The sequence below is a fragment of the Thermodesulfobacteriota bacterium genome, assembly GCA_040756475.1.
In the GTDB taxonomy this organism is placed as follows: Bacteria; Desulfobacterota; Deferrisomatia; order Deferrisomatales; family JACRMM01; genus JBFLZB01.
In genome coordinates, this window is the sequence record JBFLZB010000007.1 from 13260 (window position 1) to 26208 (window position 12949).

A 12949-nucleotide genomic window follows, 5' to 3' on the forward strand; every position below is an offset into this window, starting at 1 on the left:
TCGAGCCCCCGGAGGAGGGGAAGGGAGGGCTACAGGTGCGGCAGCTTCTGGCGCTTCGAGAGCACGTCCCGAAAGGGATCTCCCGCGGCCTCGGCCCGTGCCAGGGCCTCCTCCGGGCCGATCCGGAGCCCCTGCCGGTCCCCGGCCCGCTCCCGGCGCTCCAGCTCCTCCCAGGCCAAGGGGCAGGAAACCCAGGGCTCCTCCCGGGCCCGCAGGGAGTAGGCGCAGACCATGGTCTTCGAGGCATCGTTCTGCTCCCAGTTGAGGAAGACACGCCCCCGGCGGGCGGCCTTCGCCATCTTCGCCGTGACCAGGTCCGGGCAGGTCCGCTGCAGGGTCACGGCCACGGCCCGGGAGAAGGTCCTCGTCGCCTCGAAGGTGGCCCCCGGCCGGTTCAGGGGCACGAACACGTGGAGTCCCTTCTGGCCCGACGTCTTGACGGCGCTCCCGAGCCCCAGCCGCGCGAAGAGGTCCCGCAGGAGGATCGCCACCCGGGCGCAGTGGAGCACGTCTGCCCCCTCTCCCGGGTCGAGATCGAAGACCACGGCGTCGGGGGTTTGGGGCGAGGCGGCCCGGGCTAGGGGCACGTGGAGCTCCAGGGCGGCCAGGTTCGCCAACCAGACCAGTGTCGCGAGGTCGTCCGCCACGCAGACCGTGCGGCGCTCGCCGTCTTCCTGGAGGACCTCGGCGGTCCCGGCCCAGGCCGGCCGGTGGGGGGGGCAGCGCTTCTCGAAGAAGGACTCTCCCTCCACCCCGTCGGGGTAGCGCTTGAGGGTCAGCGCCCGGCCCCGCAGGTGGGGCAGGAGGAGGGGCGCGACGCGGCGGTAGTAGTCGAGCACCTGGGCCTTGGTGAAGCCGCAGGCGGGGTAGAGCACCTTCTCCAGGTTGCCGAGGGAGAGCCGCCGGCCGGCGATGTCCACGATCCTGCGGCTCACCGGCCCTTCTTCACCTCGCGCATGGCTTGCTCCAGGGCCGCCATCAGGTCGGGCGGGCCGGCCTCCTCGCCTTCCTCCTCGCCCACCCCGGGCGACTCCACCGGCGCTTCCTCCTCGGCCTTCCTCCGCAGGAGGGCCAGGATCTTCTCCCGCCGCCGGTCCGCGTACTTGCCCGGGTCGAAGTCGGCCCGGAGGCCCTCCACGTCTTCCCGGATGCGGGCTTTGCGGGCCTTCGAGGTCTTGCCCTCGGGTGCGAGCTCCCCGGCCGGGGAGACCTCGTCGTGGTAGTGGAGGGTGACCAGCAGCAGGGCACCCTCCCGGCTCGTCACCGCCACCAGGTACTCCCGCTCGGCCAGCACGAACTTGGCCAGCCCCGCCTTCCCGGTCTGGCCCATCACCTCGGCCAGGAGCCGGTAGGCCTTCTCTCCGCCCTTGAGGGGCACCAGGTAGTAGGGCCGGTCGAAGTAGACGGGGTCCACCTCGGAGAGGTCGATGAACTCCAGGATCTCGATGGTGCGGCTGCGCTCGGGGGAGACCGACTCGAGCTCCTCTTCGGTGATGGGCAGGTAGTGGTCGGGGGCGAGCTCGTAGCCCCGGACGATCTCTTCCGGAGGGACGGTCGCGTCCTCCTCGGGGCAGACCATCCGACGCGCCAGGGGCGAGTGATCCGCGGCGTGGAGCAGCCGAAAGGAGATGCGACCCGGCGCCACCGCCCGGACCAGCCGCACCGGGATCGCCACCAGGCTGAAACTGATCGTGCCGCTCCAGATCCCCTGACCGGTCATGCCGCGTCCCTTCCCCGAGCTCATGCGCGCCTCGCCATCCGGTCTGCCCGCGACGATTCCTTCTCAGGCTCCCACAGGCTCTCAGGCCACCTTCTTCAGGCTCGCCTCCAAGGCCTCCAGGAGCTTGTCCGGCGCCGTGGGCTCCAGCTGCCGGGGCCGCAGGACCCGCACCTTCTCGCCCCGCGCCTTCTTCTCGATCAACTCCTGGAGCCGCCGCTGGTGCTCGTTCTGGAACTTCTCCGGTGCGAAGGGGGCGGCGAGCTGGCCGATCAGGGTCCGGCCGATCTCCACCTCCTTCTCGGAGACCGGGATCTGCGGGAGCTCCAGGGAGCCCACCCCGATGACCTCGTCGGCGTACCGAAGGGTGCCGAGGCGCAGCACCTGGTCGCGCGCCTGGAGGGCGCCGAGATGGGAGCGCTTGCGCATGGTCCAGGTGCAGATCCCGGCCGCCCCCAGCTCCCCCAACACCGCCGCGAGCTCGCCGTAGCCTTCCAGGATGCCGTCGGGCTCCAGGTAGTAGACCCGCTCCATGAGGAGGGGGTCTACCTGGCGGGCCGGCACGAACTCGTGGACCTCGATCGCCCGGCTCCCCTCGGGGGCGGTCTCCTCCAGCTCCTCCGGGTCGATCAGGAGGTATTTGCCCTCCTCCACCTCGAACCCCCTGGTCTGGGCCTCTACCGGCACCGGCTTCTGCTCGTAGGCGCAGATCATCAGCTGGCGAAGCCGCACCCCGTCCTTGCGGTGGAGGAGGTGGAAGCGGACGCGCTCCTCCCGAACCGCCGAGTGGAGCTTGACCGGCACGCTCGTCTCCCCGAACCGGATGACCCCCTTCCACAGAGCCCGTCCCGCCATCGCCGCTCCCTCTCGCCCCGTTCCATCATCCACGCCCTCCCGAGGCGCCGCCGAAGTATGGCACGGGTCTGGCCGGTGTCCACCGAGGGAGGACACCGGCCTCGTCGCGTCGCTCCCCCAGGAGCCCGGCCGCGGGGTCGCGTCCTCGCGCATCGTGCTGCACCCAACCCCTGCTTGACCCCGCGCCCGCCCCTGGGCCACAGTCCGGCCATGAACCCGGACCCCACGGCACGCCCCTCCCCCTGGCCCGCCTTCTCCTGCGTGGCCCTGGGGGTCTTCATGGCTACGCTCGACTCCTCCATCGTCAACGTGGCCCTGCCCTCGATCCTGGCCGACTTTCAGGTGCCCCTGGCGCTGGTGGAGTGGGTGCCCAACGCCTACCTGTTGGCCATCACGGGGCTCCTGCTGGCGTTCGGGCGCCTGGCGGACATCCACGGGCAGCGGCGGGTGTTTCTGGCGGGGCTCGCGGTGTTCACCGTGGGGTCGGGGCTGTGCGCCGCCTCGGGCACGGCCTTGCAGCTCATCGCCGCCCGGGTCGTGCAGGGCACGGGTGCCGCCATGGTGATGGCGTGCTCCGCAGCCATCGTGACCGCGGTCTTCCCCCCGGAACAGCGCGGGCGGGGGCTGGGCCTGGTGGGTACCACGGTGGCGCTCGGGCTCACGAGCGGCCCGGCCCTGGGCGGGCTGCTCCTGGGGCTTTCCGGCTGGCGGAGCCTGTTTCTCCTCAACCTTCCCCTGGGGGTCCTGGGGCTTGCGCTCACGGTGCGCTTCCTGCCCCCCCTGCGCTTCGGGCGGGAGCATCAGGCGTTCGATCTCCTCGGCGCGGCTCTCCTGACCCTCGGGTGCACCGCCCTGCTCCTGGCCCTCAACCGGGGCCGGGAGTGGGGAGTCGCGCCGGCACTGGCGTGGGCGGCCGCGGGTGCGGCAGGGCTCGCGGCCTTCGCCCTGCGGGAGGCCAGGGTGCGGGAGCCCCTCCTGGAGCTGGGGCTCTTTCGCAACCGCGCCTTCTCCGCAGCCACGGCGGCCGCCGTGCTCTCGTACCTGGCCGGGTTCGTGGCCGTGCTCCTCACCCCCTTCTACCTCACCCACGTCCGGGGGCTCGGTCCCCGCGACATGGGGCTCACCCTCACCGTGGCGCCCCTGGTGATGACGCTTCTCGCGCCCTGGGCCGGAGCCCTCTCGGACCGGGTCGGCTATGGACGGCTCACCGCCTGGGGGCTCGCGGTGCGCGCGGCCTCGCTCCTGGCGTTGCTCCTCCTCGGCCCGGCCACGGCCTTCGGCTGGGTGCTGGCGGCCCTGGCCCTCCTGGGGGCGGGCAGCGCACTCTTCAACCCGCCCAACACCTCTTCCATCATGGGCAGCGTGCCGCAGGAGCGCCTCGGCATCGCGGGGGGGGTGGCCGCGGTGGCCCGGAACCTTGGGATGGTGCTGGGGATCTCCCTGGGAGGAGCGACCTTCTCCGCGTTCTACGCGAGGGCCGGGGGCGGGTCCCTGGACGGCCACACCCCCGCCCTCCACGCCGCCTTCATGGCCGGGTGGCGGGCTGCCCTGGGGGTGGGGCTCCTGGCCTGTCTGCTGGCGCTGGCCACGTCGCTGACCCGGTCCATCCCCGCGGCTCGTCCGGCCCGAGCCGGCTCCGAGGAGGCGCCGTGACCCGGCCGGGCCTCCCCGTCCTCCTCGTCCAGCCCCCCCACGCCAAGGCCTGCGAGCCCCCGCCGGGGCTCCTGGCCCTGGCCGGGTACCTGCGTGCCCGGGGGATTGCGGTGGAGGTGGCGGACCTCAACCTGGAGGTGCAGGAACGACTCCTGTCTGCGTCCTCCCTGGAGGCGGGCGCGGCCCGCCAGGCCGCCGGGGGGGCTGCCGGACCGCCCCTTTCTTCGGCCCGGCGGGCCGTGCGGCGGGCGCCCGAGGGGCTGGCGGCGCTTCGCCGGGCCGAGACCTATCGGGAGTGGGGTCCCTACCGGGCCGGGCTGGACGCGGTGGCGGAGGGGTGGCGGGCCCTGTCCCGGGCCCGGGGGGCACGCTGGAGCGTCTCGGACCTGGAGGTGCCGGGGCTCTCCCCCCTTTCTTCCGCGGACCTCCTGGCCGTGTCCCGGGAGCCGGAGCGCCTGCCCCTCTTCCCCGAGCTGGCAGCCGCCGCCCGCCCCCTGCTGGACGCAGACCCGGCCCTGATCGGGGTCTCGGCCACCTACCTCTCCCAGCTCCTTCCGGCCTTTGCCCTGGCCGGAGAGCTGCGGCGCCTGGGGTACCGGGGGCGGCTGGTGCTGGGGGGGGGCTCGGTCACGTCGTGGGGGCCGCGCCTCACACCCGCGTCGCCCGTGTTCCAGGCGTGGGACGGTCTCGTGGCCGGCCCGGGAGAGGCAGCCCTCGAGCTCCTGGCCCGGGGGGGGCGGCCCGCGCACGCGCCCGGGCTCCTGGCTCCGGGTTTCGGGGCCTGGAGCCCCGCCGGCAGCGCCGGGATCTCCCCGGTGTGCTTCGCCCCCGATCCCGCGGGCTGGCCCTGGGGCCGCTACCTGGCGCCGGGTCCCCTCCTGCCTCTGGCCGCCTCCCGGGGCTGCTACTGGCGGCGGTGCGCCTTCTGCCCCGAGGCCGCCCAGGACCGCCAGCCCTTCCGGGCCGGCACTCCGGAAGCCCTGGCCGAGGCGATCCTGCGGGCGCGGGACGCCGTGGGCGCCACCCGGCTGCACCTCACCGACGACGCCGTGCCCCCGGCGCTCCTGCGCCGCCTGGCTCGGCGCCTGCGGGGGGAGGGGGTGGCGTGGTACGGGTTTGCCCGGCTGGAGCGCCAGCTCCTGGAGCCCGGCTTCGCCCGGGAGCTCGCCGAGGGGGGGTGCGCCCTGCTCCAGTTGGGGGTGGAGACCGCGTCCCAGCGGCTCCTGGACCGGATGGGGAAGGGCACCCGGGCGGCCGACGCCGGGTCGGTCCTGAGAAACCTCGCGGAGGCCGGCATCCGCACCTTCGTCTATCTGCTCTTCGGACTTCCGGGGGAAACGCGGGAGGAGGCCGAGTCCACCGTGGAATGGGCGGCGGACCACGCACCCTGGATCACCTTTGCGAATCTGGCCCTGTTTCACCTGCCCCGGGGGAGCTCCCTGGAGGCGGGGCTGCCGGACGACGCTCGTGGCTTCGCGGAGACCGACCTCTCCCTCTACCACCCCTCGGGCGGGCCGGAGCCTTCGGGGGCGCGGGCGGGCCGCCGGCGCCTGCGGGAGCTCGTCGCCGGGGCCCGCCGCCACCCCGACCTGCGCCCGATCCTCGCCCGCACGCCCTCGGGCTTCACCTCGAATCACGCGGCGTTCGCCCCCCTGCCGGGGCCGGGGGCGGCCCCGTAAGGCGCCGGGCGGGCTGCGTCAGACCCGCGACATCGCGCGGCGCAGCGCCTCCACCTCTGCCATGAGACGGGCAAAGCCTCCCCCGTCCAGGGACTGGGGGCCGTCGCACAGGGCCGTCTTGGGGTCCGGGTGGACCTCCACCATGATGCCGGCAGCGCCCACCACCAGCGCGGCCTTCGCCATGGGGGTCACCAGGTCCCGGCGCCCCAGGGCGTGGCTCGGGTCCACGATGACGGGCAGGTGGGTCTCCGCCCGCAGGTAGGGGATCACCGCCAGGTCCAGCGTGTTGCGCAGCGCCCGCTCGAAGGTGCGGATACCCCGCTCGCACAGGATCACCTGGGGATTGCCCTCCAGGAGGATGTACTCCGCCGCGGCCAGGAACTCCTCCAGGGTCGCGCTCATGCCCCTCTTGAGCAGCACGGGCTTGCCCGCCCTACCGGCCTCCTTGAGGAGGTCGAAGTTCTGCATGTTCCGGGCGCCGATCTGGATGCAGTCGGCCACGGCGGCGACCCGCTCGAGCTGGTCGATGCGCATGACCTCCGTCACCACGGGCAGGCCCACCGCCCTGCCGGCTTCCGCCAGGATCTCGAGCCCCTCGAACCCCAGGCCCTGGAAGGAGTGGGGGCCGGTGCGGGGCTTGAAGGCGCCGCCCCGAAGCACCCGTGCGCCCGCGGCCTTCACGGCCTGGGCCGCGGCCAGCATCTGCCCCCGGCTCTCCACGGCGCAGGGGCCCGCGATGACCACGGGCTCCTCGCCCCAGCCCACGGGAACCCCGCCGATGGTCACCACCGTGTCCCGGGGCCGGAAGTCCCGGCTCACGAGCTTGTAGGGCTTGGTGACGTGGATGAACTGGAGCACGCCGGGCAGATCCCGAAACGGAGCCTCGTCCACGTACCCCTGGTTTCCCAGGACGCCGATGGCCACCCGGCTTCCGCCGGGGATCGGCTGGGGGGTGAGGCCCAGGCTGCGCACCCGCTCCGACACCGCCTCCACCTGCTCGGCAGACGCGCTCTGCTCCATGACGATCAGCATGGCAATCCTCCTCCACACGCGGCCCGCTACTTCGCGGCCAGAACCTCCCCCTCCAGGGGTTCGCAGGCGTCCACCTCCCGGGCCGCGGTGAGCAGCAGGAGGCGGTCCACCGAGAGGGGCACCGCGGAGTGGTCGTCTCCCGCCGCCGGGTAGACCGTGCGGAACCGCCGGAGCGACCGGTCCACCACGATCCGGAGCCCCGGGGGCAGGAGGAAGGGGCACACGCCCCCGGGAGCGTAGCCCGTGTGGCGCGCCACCTCGTCGCCGCTGGGGAGCCGGACCTTCCCGGTCAGGCCCGTCGCCTTCTTGAGCTTGCTGCCGAGCACCTTGTGGTCCCCGCTGGTAACCACCGCAACCGGCACGCCGCCCACGACGAAGAGCACGGTCTTGGCGATCTCTCCGGGGGAGCACCCCACGGCTCGGGCCGCGGTCTCCGCCGTGGGGGTGGGCTCGGCGAACTGGCGCACCTCGACCCCCCGCTGGGCCAGGTGCGCCTTCACCTCTTCGATCGTGGGCATGGGGCTCTCCTCCGGGCGGCTCCCGCCGGGGCAAGGGCCCCGCGGCCCCGGAACTCTACACGGGGGGAGGCCGGCGCCGCCATGCCCAAGTGTGCCTCCCCGAACCCCGGGCGCCTTGACAAGACGAGGTCCCCTTCGTTCCAATCGCAGGGTGCGGGGACCAGTTCCTCCGGCTCGGGCCGGGGGCTGACAGGGAAGGCCGGCGGCCGGCCGGGCAACGGACAGCAAAGGAGCGGCTCCCATGCAGAACACGGTGGTGGTGCATTTCTCCGGGGGAACCCTGCGCAAGGGCGTCACCAACGACTTCTTTCCCAACAAGGACAAGTTCCACCTGACGGACAAGGACACCGGCGAGGTGCGGGAGGTCTCCCTGACCGGTGTGAAAGCGGTGTTCTTCGTCAAGGACTACGGCGGCGACCGCACCTACCGCGAGCGCACCGATGTGGAGCGGGCCGGCTTCGGCAAGAGGATCCAGGTCCGCTTCAAGGATGGGGAGACCCTGATCGGGTACTCCCAGGGATTTGCTCCCAACCGGCCCGGTTTCTTCGTCTTCCCCGCCGACCCCCAGAGCAACAACGACCGCATCTTCGTCCTCAACGCCGCCACCAAGGAAGTGCGTTACCTCTAGCGAAGGCCGGCCCGGCCGGTTTCTTGACACCTTCGCGCGCCGCCGACTATCCTCGAACACTGGATTTACCGGCAAAATTCAATCACCGCACGGGACGGGAGAGAGCCGTTTCCGTTGAAACGAGTCCTCGTCATCGCCCTCTTGTTCCTGGTGCCGGTCGCGGTGTTCTGGGCCCTGAGACTGCCCGCCGTGGATCGGTATCTGACCCGCAAGGCCCCGGCATGGGCCCTGGCCGGGGGCGTGGAGGTGCGGCTAGGGGAAGCGGACTTCGACCCCTGGGGGCCTTCCCTGCGCCTCTCGGGGCTGGAGGCGCGGTCTGCGGGGGGCGAGTGGGTCTTTCGGGCCGAAAGCCTGGGCGTGCGCCTGCGCTTCTTCAAGTCCCTCTCGGGAACCCTGCACCTGGAGGCCGAGGCGGTCGCGCCGCACTTCGAAGGGGAGCTGCGGCCCGCGCCCCGCCCCCCGGGGGAGGCCCGGCCGGAGCCGCGGGGCCTGCCCCCGGTGGTCTTCGAAGCCCTCCGGGTCACGGACGGTGCGGTGGCCCTGGCGTTGCCGGACCTGGACCTTCGGCTCGAGCTTCCCCTCGTCGAGGTGGCCTGGGCCGAGAACCGGGGAACCGCCCGGCTCGCCGGAGGCGGCGTCACCTGGCGCGGGGAGAAGGAGACGCTGGAGCTGCTGGCGTTCGAGGGTCAGCGGCGTTTTGCGGCGGTGCGGGTGGACCGGCTGGAGCTTCGGACCACGCGCCTGAGCCTGGAGGCCTCGGGGCGCGTGGGACCCTGGCGGCTGCTCGACCTGAAGGCGGCGGCCTCGGTCTCCCTGCGGGAGCTCCCGGGGGCGTGGCTCGATGCGGTGGGCTTGGGGAAGTTCGCACCCGTGGAGACGGCCGTGGCGGTCGCCGCCACGATCGCAGGCACCACCGAGCGGCCGGAAGCCCGGGGAAGCCTGCGCCTGGAAGCCGGCAGGTTCGCGCAGGTTCGCGTGGACGGGGCCTCGGCCGCATGGACCGCGGACCGGGGCGGGGTGTCCTTTTCGGCGCTGGAGGCCCGCAGTTCCGCCGTCCGGGCCGCCGCAGTGGAGGGCCGCCTGGGGTGGGAAGAGGGGATTGCCCTGGAGGCCCGCGGCCAGGCCGAGGACTATGACCTTCGCGCCTTCATGGGGCTCCTCGTGCCGGGGTGGTTTCCGGTGGGGGTGCATGGGTCGGGCACCTTCGAAGCCAAGGGACCCCTGGCGCCCGAGCTGGCCCTGGAGTGTCGCGTGGACGCCCGGGCTCGGGACCTGGACGTGACCGTTGGCCCGGCCGGAGGGCGCGAGACGGTCTTTGCCCTTCCTTCCGGCTCGCTCACGTCGAACCTCACGGTGGGGGCGCGGGAGATCCGGTTCGGAGCCACCCGGGTGGAGTCTCCCTCCGCGGCCGTCGTCATCCCCACGGGGCGCCTCGTCTACGCCGAGGGCCTGTGGCTCGATACCGACGTAACGATTCGAGACCTGGAAGTGGTGCGGGCCTATGTGCCGGGGGGGTTTGACGCCCGGGGCCTGGCGGTGGGGAGTTTCGGAGGGTCTTACGACGAGCTGGTCTTCTCGTACGACCTGGATTTGGCCTCGGTGAAGCTCTGGGGTGAGGAACTGGGCAGACTCCGGGCAACCACCCGATACGACCTGCGTGACCTCACTCTGGAGTCTGCGGTCGTGGAGGGGCCCGCGGGCCGACTCGAAGGGTCGGGCACTGTGGGGCTCTACCCGGAGGGCGAGTATGCCCTCGACGTGGGGGCCGCCATCCCCGAGGTCTCGACCCTCGCGGGCCTCGCCGGGGCCGCCGGCCTCGTTCTCCCCGGGGGGCTGGGGGGCGCTGCGTGGGCGCGGGGGCGCCTGGGGGGCCCGCTCGCGGGCCCCTGGTTTGCGGGCGAAGCCGGCGCCACGGAGGTCTCGGGAGGGGGACTTCAAGTATCCCGGGTGGAGGCCCGAGGCCGCGGCTCTGCTGCTTCCTGGACGCTCGAAGCGGGCGAGCTCTGGGCCTACGGTGCGGTGGCGCGCGTTCGGGGAGAAGGGGATCGGGACGCGTTTCGCCTCGAAGGTGGGGTGTCCGAGGTCCGGCCGGAGGTCCTGGCCGAGGCACTGGGGTGGGAGTCTCCGACCCAGGGCGCCTTCGCAGGGGACGTGCGCGTCGAGGGGGCGTACGGGTCTCCCACGGTGTCGGTGGCCGGGCGGTTCCCGGAGCTCGTCCTGCTGGGGCGATCCCTGGGGGCGGTGGAAGTGGAAGCCCGCTACGGGAATGGGGGCGTGGAAGGGGAGGCCCGGGCGTTCGGCACGGGCCTGTCGGTGCGGGCCGAGCTGGGTCTCTCGGAGGACCTTCCCCTGGCGGCAGACGCCGTCCTCGCCGCTCTTCCCTGGGGGGCGCTGCCCTCCGAGCTCCTGCCCCAGGGGCTCCGGGGCGAGAGCCTCACGGGCCGGGTCCAGGCCCGGGGAGCCCTGGGGGGCAGCGAGCCGGCACTGGAGGTCTCCTGGACAGGGGAAGCGGCAGGGGTCTCCTGGCAGGACGTCGCCCTGGAGCGGGTGGTCGTGGGGGGGCACTACGAGCCGGAGGGCCTGAGCTTTTCCGCCTCGGCCTGGAGCGGGGAGGCGAGCGTCACGGGGCTCGCCTCGTTCCGGGAAGGCACCCCCCTGGAGCTCGGCGTCACCCTGCGTGACCTGCGGCTGGCCCGCTTCCGCCCGCTGGCCCCCGTGCCGGTGGGCCGCATGACCGCCCAGGGGCGGGCCGTCGCCTCCCTCGACCGGCTCCGGGCCGCCCAGGGCGCGGCTGCTGCCGTGGGGGCTGTGGACGACCTGGAGCTGGAAGGCACGGTGACCGGTCTGGTGGTGGCGGGGGGGGTTCTCCTGCCCGAGTGGCGGTTTCGCGCCGAGAGCCCCGGAGGGCGTCCCCGAATCCGGGTGGACTCCCAGGGGGTGATGCTCGAGGCGCAGCTGGAAGAGCCGGCCCGCCCGGCGTGGCGCGCCCGGGTGGAGCTCGACCGGTTTGCCCCAACGGCGCTGCTTCCCGACGACCATCCCCTGCGGCCCCTGGAAGGGCTCCTCACCGCCCGGGCCAGCGCGCGGGGGGAGGGCGGCACGGTGGGGGAGGCGACCGCCTCCGGACGCATCGAAGGCCTGGCGTGGGCGCCGGCGCTTCCCTCCCTGTGGGAGTGGTCGGCCTCCTGGGACGGCGGCCGGGCAGAGTTCTCGGCACAGGAGGGCCGCGGCGTCGCGCTGCGCGGCGGCTGGGCCCCGGGAGAGGCCCTCTCGGCCGTGGTGGAGCTGGAGGCGGTGCCCCTGCAGGGGTGGGTGGCCCATTTGGCGATTCCCGAGGACTTCGGGGGGGAGGCCGACGGCCGGGGCGAGGTGCGCTGGGTTCCCGAAAGCGGGGTGTCGGCTGGGCTGGAGCTCTCCCGGTTGCGCGTGGCGCTGGAGCCGATCGCCCTGGAGGCGCCGGTTCCCGTGCGGCTTGCGTACGACCGGGGAGACGTGCGAATCGAGAGCCTGCGGCTCGCCGGGAACGGCTTCGGGCTTTCCGCCTCGGGGGAGTTCCGGCCCGGCGAGGCGTGGGACCTGGACGCCCAGGCAACCCTGGAGCTCGACGTCTTGCGACGCTGGGTGCCCGGGGTACGGCGCAGCTCCGGCACGGCCCGGGCGGAGCTGGAGTGGCGGGGCCCTTGGGCCTCCCCTCGCCTGGCCGGACCGATCGCGGTGGAGCCCGGTGCGACGCTGGCCCTGGAGGCCTTGGATCTACCCATCGAGGATCTGGAGGCGTCGGGCTTTTTCGACGCGGAGAAGGGCTTCGTGATCGAGTGGGTGGACGCCCAGGTGGGGATGGGCCGAGCCCACGTGGAAGGGGTGGTGGGCATGGAGGGGCTTCGCCCCGGCTCACTGCGGCTGCTGGCCGAGCTGCGAAACATCGCCCCGGAGCGCCCCCCGAGGGTGCACAGCCTCTTCGATGCCGACCTGCTGCTCACCGGCACGGTGGACCGGCCCGAGATCCGGGGCGACGTCCGGTTGAAGGAGTTTCTCTACGAGCAGCGGGTCAACCTGAAGACCCTGATCTTCCAGGCCCTGGAGCGGCGCCCTCGGGAGGTGCGGGGCGTGCCCGAGGCCGGGACGGTCTTCGTGGACGTCTCGGTTCGGGGAGACGACAACCTGCGGGTGGAGAACAACCTGGCCGACCTGTCCCTGGCTGTGGACCTTCGCGCCCGCGGATACCTGCCCAGGCCGGTGCTCTGGGGCCGGGTCGAGGTGCGGGAGGGAACGGCGCGCCTGCGCGCCGTGGAGTACGAGGTCCTTCGCAGCTCCGTGGAGTTCCTCGGCGAGACCCGCCCCGTGCCCGTCCTGGACGTGCACGTGCGCACCACCGTGCGCCAGTATTCGGTGAGCGTCGACATCTCGGGGCCCCTGGACGACTACCACGTGAACCTCTCGAGCCTGCCCACCCTTCCCCACAACGACATCGTGGCGCTCCTCACCCTGGGAACCACGGCCGGGGAAATGCAGGACGCCCAGGCGCTCACCGCCGCCGAGGCCGCAAGCTTCTTCACCGGCCGGCTCCAGGACGAGCTCGAGACCGAGGTGGGTGAGCTCCTGGGCTTCGACCAGTTCTCCATCGACCCCGCCTACTCTCCGGCCACCCAGACCACCGTGCCCCGGGTCACCGTGGGCAAGGCGATCACCAGGTCCCTGTTCGCCCGGTACTCCGCCGCCATCGGGGGCGAGACCGAGCAGACCCTGGAGGCCCAGTACTCCCTCACCCCTCGGGTCTCCCTGCTCGGCACCTGGACCGACCGGGGCGCCCAGGCCCAGGGGTCCCTGGGGGGCGAGATCCGCTGGCGGTTCCCGTTCCGATGACGCG

The 12949-nt window shown here is 73.2% G+C and carries 9 protein-coding genes; 4 read left to right on the forward strand and 5 right to left on the reverse strand.

Annotated features, from left to right (window positions below; translation table 11 throughout):
- Window positions 1-29: 29 nt before the first annotated feature.
- Genes ligD through AB1578_02010 form a run of 3 tightly spaced genes read right to left on the reverse strand, consistent with a single transcriptional unit; the run spans window position 30 to window position 2572 of the window.
- The gene (ligD, locus tag AB1578_02000) at window positions 30-935 is read right to left on the reverse strand and encodes a non-homologous end-joining DNA ligase (GenBank protein ID MEW6486672.1); all 906 of its coding nucleotides are present in this window, start codon (window positions 933-935) and stop codon (window positions 30-32) included.
- A complete protein-coding gene (locus AB1578_02005) occupies window positions 932-1744 on the reverse strand; it encodes a Ku protein (GenBank protein ID MEW6486673.1) in 813 nt (270 codons plus the stop codon). Before AB1578_02005 ends, ligD begins: the two co-directional genes overlap by 4 nt.
- A 57-nt stretch (window positions 1745-1801) precedes the next feature.
- Window positions 1802-2572, reverse strand: a complete 771-nt coding sequence (locus tag AB1578_02010) for a Ku protein (protein MEW6486674.1) — start codon at window positions 2570-2572, stop codon at window positions 1802-1804.
- A gap of 210 nt (window positions 2573-2782) precedes the next feature.
- Here AB1578_02010 and AB1578_02015 point away from each other — a divergent pair, with 210 nt between their 5' ends.
- Window positions 2783-4225: an MFS transporter gene (locus AB1578_02015; protein MEW6486675.1), complete on the forward strand. Its 1443-nt coding sequence runs from the start codon at window positions 2783-2785 to the stop codon at window positions 4223-4225.
- Window positions 4222-5904 (forward strand): radical SAM protein, encoded by a 1683-nt coding sequence (locus AB1578_02020; protein MEW6486676.1) that lies wholly within the window; start codon window positions 4222-4224, stop codon window positions 5902-5904. Before AB1578_02015 ends, AB1578_02020 begins: the two co-directional genes overlap by 4 nt.
- 18 nt (window positions 5905-5922) lie before the next feature.
- On the opposite strand, the gene aroF is transcribed toward AB1578_02020, so the two are convergent.
- On the reverse strand, window positions 5923-6936 hold the full coding sequence (gene aroF, locus AB1578_02025; protein MEW6486677.1) for a 3-deoxy-7-phosphoheptulonate synthase: 1014 nt from the start codon (window positions 6934-6936) through the stop codon (window positions 5923-5925).
- Between the two features lie 26 nt (window positions 6937-6962).
- Window positions 6963-7454, reverse strand: coding sequence for a YbaK/EbsC family protein (locus AB1578_02030; protein MEW6486678.1), 492 nt, complete (start codon window positions 7452-7454; stop codon window positions 6963-6965).
- A gap of 241 nt (window positions 7455-7695) precedes the next feature.
- On the opposite strand from AB1578_02030, the gene AB1578_02035 reads away from it, so the two are divergent.
- Together AB1578_02035 and AB1578_02040 are read left to right on the forward strand one after the other, a co-directional pair.
- The gene (locus AB1578_02035) at window positions 7696-8082 is read left to right on the forward strand and encodes a hypothetical protein (protein ID MEW6486679.1); all 387 of its coding nucleotides are present in this window, start codon (window positions 7696-7698) and stop codon (window positions 8080-8082) included.
- 114 nt (window positions 8083-8196) lie between these two features.
- Window positions 8197-12945 (forward strand): translocation/assembly module TamB domain-containing protein, encoded by a 4749-nt coding sequence (locus AB1578_02040; GenBank protein MEW6486680.1) that lies wholly within the window; start codon window positions 8197-8199, stop codon window positions 12943-12945.
- Window positions 12946-12949: the final 4 nt, after the last annotated feature.